Source organism: Selenomonadales bacterium, assembly GCA_018335585.1.
Lineage (GTDB): Bacteria > Bacillota > UBA994 > UBA994 > UBA994 > UBA994.
Genome location: JAGXRZ010000014.1, coordinates 1 through 15,277, shown reverse-complemented (window position 1 = coordinate 15,277; position 15,277 = coordinate 1). Strand labels below are relative to the sequence as shown.

The 15,277-nt window shown below is 56.1% G+C and carries 17 protein-coding genes and 1 riboswitch; of the genes, 9 read left to right on the top strand and 8 right to left on the bottom strand.

Going from position 1 to position 15,277, the window contains the following annotated elements:
- The 8 genes from KGZ66_02005 to KGZ66_01970 form a co-directional block, all read right to left on the bottom strand.
- On the bottom strand, positions 1-224 hold a 224-nt coding region (locus KGZ66_02005; GenBank protein ID MBS3984363.1), incomplete at its 3' end, for an IS5/IS1182 family transposase.
- A 57-nt stretch (positions 225-281) separates the two neighbouring features.
- On the bottom strand, positions 282-1,559 hold the full coding sequence (locus KGZ66_02000) for a DUF4129 domain-containing protein (protein MBS3984362.1): 1,278 nt from the start codon (positions 1,557-1,559) through the stop codon (positions 282-284).
- Complete coding sequence (locus KGZ66_01995; GenBank protein ID MBS3984361.1) at positions 1,560-2,729, bottom strand: DUF58 domain-containing protein; 1,170 nt, start codon at positions 2,727-2,729, stop codon at positions 1,560-1,562.
- A gap of 68 nt (positions 2,730-2,797) precedes the next feature.
- Positions 2,798-3,748 (bottom strand): MoxR family ATPase, encoded by a 951-nt coding sequence (locus KGZ66_01990; GenBank protein ID MBS3984360.1) that lies wholly within the window; start codon positions 3,746-3,748, stop codon positions 2,798-2,800.
- Complete coding sequence (locus tag KGZ66_01985; GenBank protein ID MBS3984359.1) at positions 3,748-4,290, bottom strand: glutathione peroxidase; 543 nt, start codon at positions 4,288-4,290, stop codon at positions 3,748-3,750. Before KGZ66_01985 ends, KGZ66_01990 begins: the two co-directional genes overlap by 1 nt.
- An 18-nt stretch (positions 4,291-4,308) precedes the next feature.
- Positions 4,309-5,061 carry an MBL fold metallo-hydrolase gene (locus KGZ66_01980; GenBank protein MBS3984358.1) on the bottom strand — a complete coding sequence of 251 codons (753 nt, stop codon included), beginning with the start codon at positions 5,059-5,061 and terminating at the stop codon, positions 4,309-4,311.
- Between the two features lie 46 nt (positions 5,062-5,107).
- Positions 5,108-5,479, bottom strand: a complete 372-nt coding sequence (locus KGZ66_01975; GenBank protein MBS3984357.1) for a VOC family protein — start codon at positions 5,477-5,479, stop codon at positions 5,108-5,110.
- A gap of 88 nt (positions 5,480-5,567) precedes the next feature.
- Complete coding sequence (locus KGZ66_01970) at positions 5,568-6,089, bottom strand: phosphatase PAP2 family protein (protein ID MBS3984356.1); 522 nt, start codon at positions 6,087-6,089, stop codon at positions 5,568-5,570.
- 185 nt (positions 6,090-6,274) lie between these two features.
- On the opposite strand from KGZ66_01970, the gene KGZ66_01965 reads away from it, so the two are divergent.
- From KGZ66_01965 to thiC, 9 genes are all read left to right on the top strand, one after another.
- Positions 6,275-7,552 (top strand): MFS transporter, encoded by a 1,278-nt coding sequence (locus tag KGZ66_01965; protein MBS3984355.1) that lies wholly within the window; start codon positions 6,275-6,277, stop codon positions 7,550-7,552.
- Positions 7,549-8,829 (top strand): alkaline phosphatase family protein, encoded by a 1,281-nt coding sequence (locus KGZ66_01960; protein MBS3984354.1) that lies wholly within the window; start codon positions 7,549-7,551, stop codon positions 8,827-8,829. Before KGZ66_01965 ends, KGZ66_01960 begins: the two co-directional genes overlap by 4 nt.
- Positions 8,822-10,024, top strand: coding sequence for an MFS transporter (locus tag KGZ66_01955; protein MBS3984353.1), 1,203 nt, complete (start codon positions 8,822-8,824; stop codon positions 10,022-10,024). The genes KGZ66_01960 and KGZ66_01955 overlap by 8 nt, the downstream gene beginning before the upstream one ends.
- 44 nt (positions 10,025-10,068) lie before the next feature.
- Complete coding sequence (locus KGZ66_01950; protein ID MBS3984352.1) at positions 10,069-10,449, top strand: hypothetical protein; 381 nt, start codon at positions 10,069-10,071, stop codon at positions 10,447-10,449.
- A gap of 93 nt (positions 10,450-10,542) precedes the next feature.
- Positions 10,543-10,653: riboswitch (TPP riboswitch) on the top strand.
- Between the two features lie 59 nt (positions 10,654-10,712).
- Entirely contained in the window at positions 10,713-11,204 is a 492-nt protein-coding gene (thiW, locus tag KGZ66_01945; GenBank protein MBS3984351.1) for an energy coupling factor transporter S component ThiW, read from the top strand.
- A gap of 5 nt (positions 11,205-11,209) precedes the next feature.
- A complete protein-coding gene (thiD, locus tag KGZ66_01940; GenBank protein MBS3984350.1) occupies positions 11,210-12,025 on the top strand; it encodes a bifunctional hydroxymethylpyrimidine kinase/phosphomethylpyrimidine kinase in 816 nt (271 codons plus the stop codon).
- Positions 12,026-12,041: 16 nt separating this feature from the next.
- Positions 12,042-12,827: a hydroxyethylthiazole kinase gene (gene thiM, locus KGZ66_01935; protein MBS3984349.1), complete on the top strand. Its 786-nt coding sequence runs from the start codon at positions 12,042-12,044 to the stop codon at positions 12,825-12,827.
- Positions 12,817-13,452, top strand: a complete 636-nt coding sequence (gene thiE / locus KGZ66_01930) for a thiamine phosphate synthase (GenBank protein ID MBS3984348.1) — start codon at positions 12,817-12,819, stop codon at positions 13,450-13,452. The genes thiM and thiE overlap by 11 nt, the downstream gene beginning before the upstream one ends.
- 4 nt (positions 13,453-13,456) lie before the next feature.
- Positions 13,457-14,716, top strand: coding sequence for a phosphomethylpyrimidine synthase ThiC (gene thiC, locus KGZ66_01925; protein MBS3984347.1), 1,260 nt, complete (start codon positions 13,457-13,459; stop codon positions 14,714-14,716).
- The last annotated feature ends 561 nt before the right edge of the window (positions 14,717-15,277 follow it).

Below are 15,277 nucleotides of genomic sequence, written 5' to 3'. Positions count from 1 at the left end.
ATCCCGTTTGTGTAGCCGTAGATGTACAGACGAATCAAATCACCAGGATGAAAAGGCGGTCGCCCAGTTTTAGCGAGAGTGGCCTTCTGAAAACCAAGCGTATTAAGGTCAAGTGTATCAACGAAAACGTCAATTACCCTAACGGGATTGTCCTTTCCCACGTAATCGTCAAGACACTGCGCCATTTCTAGCTGAAATCTGCAATCGCCGGTAATGTAAGGCATAACACACCGCCATTTTCATACTTCTAGCGATAATTATACCATAATCACTACGTTATGTCACGGGTTTTCGCACGGTCTGCCGTCCCTCTGCGACACTTCCCAAGCCGCAAGAGTGGCCTGCCACTCGCGCGTTGTTAGCTCTTGTTCGCCGTAGCGCGCGCCCTCGAAGGCGCGTGTTATGGTAGTGACCGCGTCGACAGGCAAGATTAGCTGTAGAGTCTCCAAGTATTCGGTGGAGGTTTCCTCAGGGCGGCGCGGGCGCAGCCTAGACGCCCCCCACTGCTCGAGGTAAGCAAAGGCTTCCCAAATATTCTTTGGCGGGCGGGTAAGCAGGCGCGGCCTTGTCCGCTTGCGGTCCCGGCGGAGTCTAGGCAAGTGAAACTCTACTTCCAAGGCCTCGCGTTCATCCGTAAGCAGGGAGCCAACCGAACTCCGCCGTTTTAGGGCTGTATACAATACCCATAAGAGAAAAATGAAAAATAGCCCCACCAGTATTTGCAGATAGATGGGGTTCACCTCTTCTAGCAAGCGCGCTCGCTCAAGTAAGGCTTCTTCTGCCGCTTCGCCTTCTTCGGGCGGCGTCCGCTCATTCGGCGGGAAAAGGCGCTGGAGAAAGAGCGCGAAAGTGACTAAGAGCTGTGCGATATAGCCTGCCGGAAACAAAAGCCAAGCGAACAAGTCTCGTCCCGCGATAGCTAGGGTGGCTAGGAGAGGGCGTATACTAAACACACCCTGCCCAGCAGCCAGCGCTGCCGCGAAGAAAACTCCTGCCGCAAAGAGCATCCACACGCCTCGCCGATGAGTCGAGCTATGCCTAGAGGTTGCTTCCACATGTATCTCCCAAGCGAAGCCAAGCGACAGAACTGCAGCTATGGCAAAACCAAATAGCGCCTCCACCACCGGAAGCGGCCCGACAAATACTGAGGCAAGCAGGCCAAAGCCCATAAAAATGGCCACTAGCGTAAGCCATCTCCGCACTTCTGGGTAGTCCCAAGCCGTGTCTACGAGCGAAGGCGCTACCATACAGACGGCGTACATGGCGAAGGAGAAGACTGTGAAGCCGGGAGGAGCGGTGCCGAGTCTGCCAGTGGCGAAGACAGATAGTAGGGCGAAGGACTGCAAGAGCAGGATGCGTTGCCAGCGGTTCATACTCGCGGTCAAGACAGTCAATGCCAGGGCGACTGCGCCCGCAACAATAATCGGCCAGAGCGGCTGCACCGGAATGGGCGGGATGTGCAAGATTTGGCTAAGGATGGCGGCCCAGGTGTGCACTACAATCGCGAGAGCAGCAACCGCGAGCACTTGCGTCAAAATCAGCCGTGTCCTAGCGTACATCTACGTTCCCTCCCTTGGCACCGCGAGCATATAGGCGTCGTCAAACAAAGGCGTCGGCACGTTCCCCGTGTATACAATGCGTAACGGGGAGCGGCGAATCTCTGCCTGCTCTATTGCGGTCATAATCTCTTCCGTCAAGATTGGGGTGACGAGAACTAAGGTCGTGCCAAAACGGCGCATCTCCAGCGCGGCGGCAATAAAGGTGCTCGGCTTCCAAAGAGCATGGCTGTTAGCGCGCGCTAGCGTCACCAAAAAGTCCTGCAAGTGGCCTTGACCGGCACCAACCGCAAGGTCGGTAATGTAGTCGTTAGCAACCACGCCGACGCTGCAGTGTGCCTCCATTAAGGCTACACCGAGGCTCGCTGTGACTTCAATCGCCCACTCCGTCTCTGCTTCGTCAAGCATGCGCCATACTTGGTCACTGGTCGCGAGGTTAAGCAGAAACAGCACACTGAGATGGGCGGAGGGCTCATGTACATGTACCATATGCCGGGCAGCCTTGGCGGTCGCTTTCCAGTTGATGCGGTTAAGTGGGTCGCCGGGGATGTATTCGCGCACACCCCTAATCCGTAGCGGGTCCTCATGTAAGAAGCTCCGCAGTGTGCTAGCGCCAAGTAAAGCTAAGGGACGAGACGGCAAGTCGCCAAGCGCGTGCACGCGCGGGTAGACTACTACGCGGGCTTCCGGCACATACTGCCTCTGTGCTTCGCCAAAGCCGAAGGGCCCCGCTAAGTGGACTCTGCTTGGGCCAATAGAAAAATCACCGCGGTGCTTGCAGTTGACAGGGTAGTGACGCCGCACACGTTGCCACATACTCAGGCTAAAGGCATGGTGTAGGGAGCGTTTTCTTTGCTCTACAATAAGCGTGCCCCCCAAAATGTCGACTCCATCAGCAAGTTCGTCGGTCACTTGCAGCAAGGATATCGGGAGAAAGCTGCGATTCTCAATCTCAACCGTTAAGCGAAGCTCATCGCCCGGCCAAGCATAGGGCTTGGAGAAAGAAGTTCTATAGGTGAGAGCCTCGGGTTGTGACTGTATGTAATAGCGCGGCAGATATGTGAGCAGCATACAACCAACAGCAAAGATGACAATGGCTGGCGAGCGTAACACAAGTCCTGCGATTAAGATTACTGCGTAGACGAAAACAAGCGCAGTGTGCTTAGCCTGCATTGGGTTTTCGTCCACAATCCTGCGGAGTGTTTCGTTCCGCGGGATTCTGTCATGTAGTCGGACCCTTCTCATTGATCGGTGTCAGGCAAAACAGGAACAGGGATTTGACCAAGAACTGAGTCGAGCACGCTCTCCTGGCTCTGGCCGCGCAGCCGGAATTGGTTTTTTAAGATAAGTCTGTGGCTTAACACCGGTTTCACGAGTTCCTTAACGTCATCTGGCATCACAAAAGCACGCCCGAGCAACGCGGCGCGGGCGCGAGCCGCGCGCATTAAAGCTATTGTGGCACGCGGGCTGGCCCCAAGTCGCAGCGCTTCATGCTCGCGCGTAGCGCGTACTATTGCCACGATGTATGCCGATACCGCTTCACCGAGCAAAACTGCTTGCGCTGCCGTACGCATAGCCACTACGTCAACGGCGCCCGCAACGGGCTGCAGGGCATGCAAAGGATTGGTCGCCGCAAAGCGCGTTAACAAGTGCGCTTCTTCCTGTGGAGAAGGATAGCCTAACGACAGGCGCAGCAAGAAGCGGTCTAGCTGTGCCTCAGGCAAAGGGAATGTGCCTTCCTGTTCAATCGGGTTTTGCGTAGCCAGGACGATAAAGGGGTCGGCAAGTGGACGCGTTTCGCCGTCGGTTGTCACTTGCCGTTCCTCCATGCATTCGAGCAAGGCAGCTTGCGTGCGCGGGGTAGCCCTGTTGATTTCGTCCGCCAAGAGCACGTTAGTAAACGCAGGGCCTTTGCGAAACTCAAACTGCGCTGTGGCCTCGTTAAACACACTTACGCCGGTCACGTCAGAGGGCAACAAGTCAGGGGTGAACTGCACGCGCCTAAACTCAAGCTGCAGGGAGCGACTCACGGTTTTGGCGAGCATGGTCTTGCCTGTGCCAGGCACGTCCTCAAGCAGTATGTGTCCTTCGCAGGCTAGAGCGACGAGGATAAGGTCGATAACGCCTTCTTTGCCGATAATGACCTTGCCCACGTTTTCGCGCAGGCGCGCGGCAATTGCCGCCGCACCCACTACAAGCTACCTCGGATAATGTTTTCGAGCGCAGCCATGTCAAAAGTAGGCTCGAAGCGTCCCACTATCTTTCCGTCACGGTCGACTAAGAATTTCGTGAAGTTCCACTTGATTTCAGGCGTTAGGTGATAGTTCGGGTCCGCCGCACGCAACTTGGCGTCTAGGCGCGGACCGATGGGGTGTGACATGTCGAAGCCGGCAAACTGCGTCTGTGCGGTCAGATACGCAAAGAGCGGGTGAGCATCGGGCCCTGCGACGTCGACCTTGGCGAATGGCAGGAAAGTAACTCCAAAGCGTCCCGTGCAGAAGGCGTGAATTTCCTCGACTGTACCCGGAGCTTGCTTAAACTGGTTACTCGGGAAGTCGAGTACCACTAGGCCACGGTCCTGGTATTGCCTGTGTAGCCGTTCGAGTTCGCCATAGTGCGGCGTGAAACCACACTCTGTGGCTGTGTTGACAACAAGTAAAACTTTCCCACGGTATTGTGCCAGTGCAATCTCGTTGCCGTGCATGTCGTGGACTCTTATCTCGTATATGCTCATAGTGGCAACTCCTCTCATCTACAGGCGCGTCCTCCTGCCTTCTAGGTAGAAGGGGAGGGGCGAGGGTGTAATCTCGGCAATGCGGCTCTCCGCTTCCGGCGCAAGATCGCGTTTTAGCCATGTGAAAATCGAAAAGTCATCAGCAAAGTGCATGGGAAAGACGATGCGCGCGTTCACACGCGACATGAAATAGGTGAGGCCTAATGAGTACGCCTGCTCAAGCCGCGGGTCGACCGGCACAAAGGCGATGTCGATTTCACTTGGAAGCAAATCGATTTCTCGGCGATACCTATCGGACATCGCGAGGTTATCCTCATCCGGTTCGCCTTCCCAGTGCCACCAGTTAAGGTCGCCGGCGTGGTAGATGCGGTAGCCGTCAGTCTCTACGAGATAGGCAACGCCTTGGTCCGTAGAAGCATAAGTGGCGGCGCTGAGGTGGCCGACACGATAGCCCGCATGCGCTCGCACTACGGTTGTAACGTCCATTGCGTCCTCGGGCACTAGGACGTCGTCAGATACCAGGTAGCTAATGCTATCGCACTTGTCTCGCCACTCCCATATAGCTCCGGTGTAGTGGTCGTGGTGGGAGTGCGAAACAAACACAACCACATTTCGGCCCTCCGCTCCTGCCAAGATCTGTTCGGCAGTCGTGCTGCAACCAGAAGGGCAGTCGCGATAGTAGTCAAAGAACAAGAGGTAATTCTTGGTCGCTACGGCAAAACCGCTGTGGTAAAGGTAATACACCAGCAGTTGTTCGGTGGTTTGCTGCATACAGGAACCCCCTTCGCTTGTTGGCACAGGACAAGCTACGGCGACGCTACCGTTTGCTCGGCAGAATCTCTAGCCAATAACCATCGGGGTCCTCAATGAAATATAGGCCCATGGCCGTGTTCTCGTAACAAATGCAGCCAAGCCGCGCGTGGAGTTCGTGCGCGGCAGGGTAGTCGTCAACTTCAAAGGCAATATGTGACTCGTTATCACCAAGGTTGTATGGGGTCTCTCGTTCACGTAGCCACGTCAGTTCGATGCGAAAATTACTGGTTTCGTCGCCAAGAAATACAAGCACGAAGCTGCCGTCGCTTGCTTCTTTTCGCCTGACCTCAACTAGACCGAGCGCTTCTTTATAGAACTTTAGGCTCTTCTCTAAGTCCAAGACATTGATGTTGCAGTGTGCAATCGAAAACTTCACTGTTCGCTTCCCCCTTCCTTTACTGCGATTATATCGCAGATGCTAAGTACTGGCAAAGGGGAAGATGCGCACAGAAAAGATACTTCGTCTATAGCAGCCCTGTTACTAGTATGTACGTACCATACGAGATGGCTGCCCCCACCAGAACATCGGTAGGGTAATGCACCCCTAACGTAATGCGCGACATGCCCACCAGAAACGCTAACGGATAGAGCAAAGGCCGCAGGAACGGATAGAATAACCCAAACATCAAAGTCCAAGCTACCGCGCACGCCGTATGCCCAGAGGGAAACGAGTATTGGCAGGCCGGGGGGTTTGGTGCGATGGACCACTCGTGCACAAGGTAGGGACGCGTGCGGTTTACCAACCGCTTGATGGATTGTACTACGGCTTGCGATATGCCAATCACCAGCGTGGTCTGTACACCTACTGCGGAGTCGCCGCTCCATCCCAGAAACAGGGCCAGCACGCCTGCGGCAACCGCCGTATAGGTTTCGCCAAACATCGTTATGCCGCGCATAAACGTGAGCACTCCCCGCCAATGGAGCCTCCGGTTCATGAAGTGATAGAGCGCGATATCTGTCTGTAACACAGAGGACTTAATGCGCACCTCGAGCGCCTCCTTATTCTGTCTCACCTTGCTTGAACTATATCGCTCTAGTGTGAAAGCGGTGTATACACTTTGCTAACAGCACGTAAAACTTTGGCGCGTAATTTTTACACTGCATTTACACTTGTCAAACTATGCAGTCATAGCTTATCGTGTAAGCTGTGAACAGTAAAGCGAGAGAAGGTGTGCCATTGCTTAAAGGGTTTTCGCTCGAGGAACGCAGCTGGATGATGTACGACTGGGCTAATTCTGTTTATTCTTCTGTGGTAACTGCCGCCGTACTGCCGATATACTTCACTTCGCTGACAGCCGCTGCTGGGATTAGCGGCGCTATGTCTAGTGTTTACTGGGGGTATGCTGTGGCGGCGGCTTCACTGATTGTGGCTCTCTTCGCGCCGCTCTTAGGTGCCCTTGGCGACTATAAAGGCATGAAGATGCGCCTGCTGAGGGTCTTTTTGGCGATAGGTGTGGTCTCAACCGCGGCGCTAGCCTTGTTTACGGGCTGGCAAGTGATCTTGGGCATATCGATAATCACTGCCGTTGGGTTCGCCGGAGCGACCATATTTTATGACGCATCACTTGTCGACGTTACGACGCCCGAGCGTATGGACAAGGTGTCGAGCTATGGGTTTGCGATGGGCTACATCGGCGGCAGCACCATCCCCTTTATTGGGAGCATAGCGCTGATTATGTTTGGTGAGCAGATTGGCATACCGCGCGTAGTAGCTACGCGGCTGTCCTTTGTCATAACGGCGGTGTGGTGGGCCTTTTTCTCCATCCCGATGCTGACGCATGTCAAGCAAAAGCACTACCTAGAACATGAAGAAGGCCTTTTGGCGGCAAGTTTCCGACGCGTCAGCACCACTTTGCGCAACGTGCAGGAGTATAGGCGCGTGTTCTTATTCCTAGTCAGCTACTTCTTCTATATTGACGGCGTAGGTACGATTATTCGCATGGCTACAATCTATGGGGCCAGCGTAGGCATCGGCACGACCACTATGATGGCTGCACTCGTAGTCATTCAAATCGTGGCCTTCCCCTGCGCTATTATTTTCGGGCGATTAGCCGAGAAGTATGGCAGCGCTATAATGCTTTTTATCGGCATGGGCATCTATATCGTCATTAGCGTACTAGGTTTTCGCATGACCACTGCGGCCGAGTTTTGGGGCATAGCGTTGTTGGTGGCTACCGCGCAAGGTGGCATACAGGCTATTTCGCGCTCGCACTTCGGCAAAATGATACCTAAGCACAAGTTTAACGAGTTCTTCGGCATGTACGATATTTTCTCGCGCTTTGCTGCCATCCTTGGGCCCGTGATGTTTGCCGCACTGACCCAGGCTACCGGGAACCCGCGTTTTGGTGTGCTAAGTGTTATCGGGCAGTTTACGATTGGCGCGCTCTTCTTATGGCTGTCTGAGCGCGCTGCTAAAGCTACGCTTCCCACAGGGGCCGTGCAGGCATGACACGCCGCTTAGTCGTTGTTTCGGTCGACGCGTTATCGATAGATAACTGGAGTCAAGTCGAGTCCCTGCCCACATTTCGGTCGCTTATAGAAAATGGTGCTTCTAGTCGCGAGCTTTACAGCGTCTTCCCGACGTTGACCTATGCCGTGCACGCCACCATCGTCACCGGCATGTACCCAAAAAACCACGGTATTCTACACAATCACCCCCTGCAACCCTTTGTGCCCGAGAAAGAGAAACAGTGGTACTGGTATCGCCGGGAGTTGCGGGCCCAGCCCATCTATGATGTGGCGCGCATCCATGGGCTCACTACGGCAGCCTTTCTGTGGCCGACTACCGGCAAGGCGAATATCGACTATAACCTGCCGGAAATTGTCGCGCTTAAGGGGGAGAACCAAGCGCTTAAAGTGCTGCGCAATGGCAGTTTCTTATACTGCCTAGAACTTGAGTTGCGCTACCGCCACGTCAGAAAGGGGATCGGCCAGCCCTATCTCGACGATTTTACCACCGCCTGCGCCGTGCACACGCTTAAGGCGCGCCGACCGCACCTGACGCTGATTCACCTTATCGACCTTGACGACAGGAAGCACTACTTTGGCACCAAGAGCCAGGAGGCGCAGGCCGCGCTAGAGCGCATGGATAGGCGGTTAGCCGAGATTATCGCCGCAACCAAAGAAGCTGGCACGTACGCCGATACTACATTCCTGGTTTTAGGTGACCACGGACAACTTGACGTTGACACGCGCGTGCGGCCGAACCTCCTGCTTAGCGCTGCAGGGTTACAGATGGGAGAGGGTACCGGCACCAATTGGCGTGCGTACCTGCAATGTAATGGCGGCAGCGCCTACTTGTACGTGCGGGATGGCGATGCCGAGGCCCGCGACCAAGCAATAAGCGCTTTGGAAGTAGCCTGTGCGGCTGGGGCGTGGGGAATAGAGCGGGTGTACACGGGGGATAGCCTTGCGGCGCTCTGTGTCGGAGGTGGCATCGCCGCCGTCATCGAGGCGAAGAGAGGCGTTACCTTTGAAGAAGCCTTTGCCGAGCCGAGTGTCGCGTCCATTGCGCCCGCACAAGGCAAGTACGCCAATCACGGGTATTCTTTAAGTAAACCCAATTATACTTGCGTGTTTGTGGCCGCAGGCAAAGGTGTAGCACGCCGCGGCGACATAGGGGAGATGCGTATGGTGGATATCGCGCCGACGATGGCCAAAATCCTGCGTCTGCCGTTCCCGAGTTGCGACGGCCAGGCTATGGCCGGGTTTGGCGACAATGAGTAAGGCGGTGCGGACGGTCGCCGGTGCCTCGCTGGCAATCTTTTTCCATGGGTCGCTGGTCTTTGGCATGCCGGGCTTAATGTCCCCGGTGTGGGGCAGGGAATTAGGCATTAGTGCCGGCGCACTGAGCCTCGTAATGTTCTTCCTCCTCGCTGCGCTAGGGATCTTTATGTTTTTTGTCGGCAAGTGGACGGTGCGCTACGGCGCCAAGAAGCTCATAATCGTCGGCACATTCCTGGCCGCGGGCGCCGCTGCCATGACGGCGCTAGTCAGCAACGTGTGGATGATTTACCTCTGGGCGTTTCTAATTGGTGCGGCCAGCTGTTTTGTCTATTCGCCGGGGATTAACGTGGCACAGCAGTGGTTCCCGCACATTAAGGGAACTGTGTCCGGCATTGTGAACCTTACGTTTGGCATTGCCGCGGCCATAATGGTTCCCATGTACCGTTTGTGGTTTGAGACTTTCGGACAGGAGATCCTAGCATTGATTGTCGCCGCTCTTACACTCTGCCTGGGCCTGCTTGGTGCGCAGCTTATCGTGTTGCCTGAATCAGGAGTCGCACCTCAGGCAAGCACGACGACAGGGGAGCGCAAAACGCAAGGCGTTAAGCGTGCGCTTACTCCCGCCGAGGCGCTTCGCACGCCGAGCTTCTGGCTACTCTGGGTAGTGTGGGCGCTAATGGGAGCGGCAGGCATCACCATGGTGACTCAATCCGTAAGGTTCGGCCTTCACCTTGGGTTTGGCTTGGCCGCGGCCTCGGGCATTTTGGCGAGCTTTAACTTAACAAACGGGCTCAGTCGCTTAGCCTCCGGCGTGTTGTCAGACAGACTGGGGCGAAAACGAACTCTGGCTTTGAGCTTTGTGGTCGCCGGTGCCGCCTACTTCATCTTGCCGCACGTAAGTTCGCTTGGCGTGATTATGCTCCTTGCGGCAGCTGTAGGCTTTGGCTACGGCACACTTTTTGCTTGCTCCGCGCCGCTTATCGCCGAGTGCTTCGGACTTAAGCACTTTGGCATCATCTTTGGCCTAGTGTTTACTTCGTTTGGGTTTGTCTCGGGGCTTATCGGCCCTGTAGCGACCGGCGCGATTCTCGGTGTAACCGGCAACGACTACAGTGCCGCTTTCTTGTTTCTCGGAGCGCTGTGCATGATTTCCGCCGGGCTTGTCATGACGATACCAGAAGCCAACGTGCAATAGATTCGCCAAAGACTATTGACTCTAAGGGAGAGGGGGAGTCTCTGATGGTAAAAGCAGCGAAGCTCATTTTTCCTATCATTCTCCTGCTGGTAGTGCTTACTGCCTGTAGCGGTGAGCCTGCCAGCGAGTTCGAAGGCCAAGCCTCATTTAACCTTGAGGCTACGCCGGGGAGACACTACGCCACATATACACGCTTCATTGGCACATATGTCTACCGCATTCAACTGACAGACGGCGAGTATAGTTTTTCGTTCGTGGGGAGTCCAGGGCTTCAGTTCGCGCTCAAAGACAGGCGAGGGAACAATCTCATAGAACTTGCCCCCGGCGAAACAGGCACCTTGGCCGCAAAGCGGGATACGTACTTCCTTTCCGTCACGAACAGGACCCCCGGGAGCGGCCTGTTTGACATCCGTTGGGAGAAGTAGGCAGCGCCTAGCGGTGTGCAACAGGGGGGAAAAATCGCTGCTTCGTATTGTAGTCTCTCCGCTTTTGTGGTAAGTTCGATGTAGACAACTGCATAGCCAACCTAGGGGTGCCGGATAGGCCGGCTGAGAGTGAGACCCGCGTAAGTCTCTGACCCTTAACCTGATCTGGGTAATGCCAGCGTAGGGAAGTGTGCCGCGTCAAAACTTTAAGCACAGCCTACGGGCTGTGCTTTTGTTGACTACCGCATTACAGGAGGACGATTATGCACACCAAAAAACTTACTCTCGCGGCGCTGCTCGTGGCCATCGGCGTAGCCACGGCACATCTCGTTGTTTTCCCCTTAGAGGTTGCGCGCATCTTCCCGGTACAACACGCCATTAACGTAGTGGTGGGCATTGTGCTCGGCCCTTGGTGGGCGGTGGGGGTAGCATTTTGCACGTCACTGCTGCGCAATGTACTCGGCACCGGTTCACCTCTTGCTTTCCCGGGCAGTATGATTGGCGCATTTCTGGCGGGGTTTATCTTTACCAAGACCCACTGTCGCTTAAGGGCTGTTTTGGGAGAAGTGATAGGCACAGGCTTCCTAGGGGCGTTAGTAGCGTTTCCCATAGCTAGATACTTGCTCGGTCGGGACGTAGCTGCTTTCTTTTTTGTCGTGCCGTTTTTGGCAAGCAGTACGGCTGGCGCGGTCGTGGGGTACATACTTACGGCGCGTTTATCGGATAGTTTACTTAAGAGAATAGCGGGGGAGTAGACGTTATGCGTACAGCCCTAACTATCGCAGGTTCCGATTCTAGCGGCGGCGCAGGCATACAGGCTGACCTAAAGACTTTCAGTGCGCTTGGCGTATACGGCATGAGCGCCATCACGGCCGTAACGGCGCAAAACACGTGCGGGGTAAGCGCCGTACAGGATATTTCCCCGGAAATAACCTCCGCGCAGATTGAGGCCGTCTTTAGCGACATTCGCGTCGACGCCGTGAAAATCGGCATGGTTTCCAGAGTGGAGACAATCGAAGCTATTGCCTCTGCTCTGCGGCGATTTGCCCCGCGCTGTGTCGTGCTCGACCCAGTTATGGTCGCAAAGAGCGGGCACAGGCTGATTCAGCCCGATGCTGTAGCGGCTCTCTGCTCGCAGCTCTTCCCGCTCGCGGACGTCATTACGCCTAACATTCCTGAGGCAGAGGTGCTGCTCGGGGAGACTATCTCTGATGTCCCCGCCATGGAGCGGGCGGCGCGGGCGTTGCGAGCGCTTGGCGCGCGCTTTGTGTTGGTTAAGGGGGGCCATCTCGTAGGAGAGGCTGTCGACGTGCTTTTTGACGGCGAACGATACATGCACTTCACAGCCTTGCGCATACCCACCCGCCACACGCATGGGACAGGCTGTACGCTGTCGGCAGCGATTGCCGCCCACCTGGCTTTAGGATGCTCGGTGCCGGAGGCCGTCGCTCGCGCCAAGGAGTACATCAGCGGGGCCATCGCAGAGGCCTTTGCGCTTGGTCAGGGCGTAGGACCGGTACACCACTTTTTTGATCTGTATAGAAAGGCAGGGGTTAACATTGGCAGCCAAGGATAAACACCACTCCACAGCGATAGCATCCTTGCTAAACGACGTGCGCGCCGCACGGCCGCTTGTGCACCAAATTACCAACTACGTCTCGGTTAACGATTGCGCCAATGCCGTACTGGCCATAGGCGGTGCGCCGGTAATGGCTGATGATGCCGATGAAGTAGTCGAAATGGTAGGAATAGCCTCAGCACTGGTTCTAAACATCGGCACGCTTAATCGCCGCACCATAGAGACAATGTTGCTGGCGGGGCGGCGAGCTAACGAACTCGGCAAACCTGTCGTTCTAGACCCGGTGGGGGCAGGGGCGACGGCGCTCCGCACCGAGACGGCAAAAATGCTCCTGCGCGAACTGAAACTGGCCGTGGTGCGGGGCAATATCTCCGAGATTAGCGCGCTAGTCGGGGAGGCCGGCACTACGCGCGGCGTGGATGCGAGCGGGCTGGAGGGGGACGCGGCTAAGGTCGCTGTTCGTCTGGCCAAGGCGAGCGGCGCCTCGGTGGCGGTGACCGGAGCTGTTGACGTCATCGCCGACGACAATCGGATTGTGAAGGTCGCCAACGGGCACCCCCTGCTTACGCGCATTACCGGCACGGGATGTGTAGCGACAGCACTTATCGGGGCGTTCTCCGGTGTGATCGACGACTATTCTTTAGCTGCGGCGGGTGGGCTGGTATGCCTCGGCATTGCCGGGGAACGTGCGGCGGCTGTTCACAGCGGCACTGGGTCGTTCCGCGTGGGGCTTATGGACTCCCTTTCCGGGCTGCAGGTGCAAGACGTATTAGACGAGGCGCGAGTGCATGTGGAATAAGGCAGCCACCGACTATACCCTGTACCTAATCGCTGACTGCACTCTTGCGCCGCTCGATTTACCGGGACGTGTGGAACAAGCTTTGCGTGGTGGCGTGACAGTCGTGCAACTGCGCGCTAAGGAGCTTAACACACGCGAGTTTTGTGCGCTTGGCAAAGCCGTGCTTGCTCTTACAGATTCTTTTCACGTGCCCCTGGTTATTAACGACCGGGTGGACGTTGCTCTGGCGGTAGGCGCGGCTGGTGTGCATCTCGGGCAAGAAGATTTGTCGGCTGACATGGCACGCAGCATCTTAGGGCCGCATACAATTGTCGGGGTCTCGGCGAGAACGCGCGCAGAAGCAGAGTTGGCAGAACGGCAAGGAGCGAACTATGTCGGCGTGGGGGCCATGTTCCCTACCGCTACGAAGGCAGACGCAACCTGTACAGAGCTTTCGGTGCTGCGTGAAATCGCGGCAGCAATCTCTATTCCCGTCTTGGCAATTGGGGGTATTAACGCAGACAATGCCGTGCGCGTGCTAGAAGGCGGGGCACATGGGCTGTGTGTAGCCTCGGCGATTCTCACGGCCGATTCGCCGCGCCTTGCGGCCAAAGAGTTAAGGGCACTAATTAACGACAGGAGGTAACAACATGACAGAGCTCGAAGCGGCGCGTCGCGGCATAGTCACTCCTGCGATGCAGGCGGCGGCGGCGCACGAAAACATGCACGCCGAAGACTTAAGGCAGCTAATCGCGAGCGGTGAAGCCGTACTGCCTTGGAACAAACTTCGTGGGGAGCGCACGGCGCTAGCCGTCGGTAAGGGACTAACCACCAAGGTAAACGCCAACATCGGCACGTCGCAAGCGTATCCGGAGGCGCAACCGGAACTAGAGAAACTTGCTGCCGCCCTAGAAGCTGGAGCGCACTCGATTATGGACTTAAGCACGGGAGGCGACATTGACGGCATGCGCCGGAGCATCCTGGCCCGTTCACCCGTAATGGTGGGCACCGTGCCTATCTACCAGGTGCTTGTGGACGCAGTGCAGCAAGGAAAGAACGTCACGCAGATTACGGCCGACGATATTTTTGCCGGCATCGAAAAGCACTGCCGCGACGGTGCGGATTTTATCACCGTTCACTGCGGTATTACGGCAGAAGTGCTGGCAGCGCTAGACAAAGTGCCGCGCGTAATGGGTATCGTGTCGCGCGGCGGGTCGTTTATGGCGGCGTGGATGCGCCACCACCAGGCGGAGAATCCGCTCTTCACGCAGTACGATAGACTGCTGTCGATTGCCAAGGAATATGACGTGACGCTGAGTCTAGGTGACGGGCTGCGCCCGGGATGCCTTGCGGATGCGACTGACACGGCGCAGTTGACGGAGCTTATGGTGCTCGGGCAACTTGTGACGCGGGCACGTGATGCAGGCGTACAGGTTATGGTCGAGGGGCCGGGGCACGTGCCGCTTAACCAAGTTGTGCCGAATATGCAGTTGGCCAAAACCATCTGCCATGGTGCGCCGCTCTATGTGCTTGGCCCGCTGGTAACAGATGTATCCCCAGGCTACGACCATATCACCGCCGCCATTGGTGGCGCGCTGGCAGCGGCGAACGGGGCAGACTTCCTCTGCTATGTAACGCCCGCCGAACATCTTGGCTTACCTGCCGCGGAGGACGTGCACCAAGGAGTAATCGCCTCGCGCATTGCCGCGCACGCCGCCGATATCGCTAAAGGCGTCAAAGGTGCCGACGAGTGGGACCGGCAGATGTCGCGCGCTCGCAAGGCACTAGCGTGGGACGCACAAATTGACCTTGCGCTTGACCCCGTGCGAGCCAAGGCGCTGCGACAAGCAAGAAACGCTTCGACTGAAGAGTGCTGCAGCATGTGCGGTCAGTTTTGTGCGTATAAGTGAGAGTTAGGCCGCCAGCCGCCAGCCGCCAGCCGCCGGCTTTGAGCTGTGAGGGCTTTAGGCTTTAGGCTTGAGGCGTTAGAAGCTTTGAGCTGTGAGCTTTGAGAGGTGAGCCGCAGGTAATCATGAATCGGGAATCGTGAATCATGAACTGCAACCGCGGAGTGGCCTTTCGCTCTCCGCTCTCCGCTCTCCAGCCATATCGTTTCCCGATAAAAATCTATTGCTAAACAATGCGCGGCGTGATACAACCCGAGTTTAACAGATCAATGGACTTGATCTTACGAAAAAAAGTGCCAAAGAACCGCGTAGAATCGCGGTTTTTTGCTTGCATTTTTGCTTGTCTTATGGTATAATTTAAAGGACGGATTAGGCATATTATGGGAGGGAATCGTTGTGTATATCGATTGCGTTACCAACAACGGAAAACCTTATCTGCGTGTCGCGGAAAGTTACACCGTCAAGGTGAACGGCGTCAGAAAGATTAGGAAACGCACGATTCGCAACATCGGCCCCTTATCCCGCTATGACGACGGGAAGCCAGATTTTCTGCGCAGGCTAAAG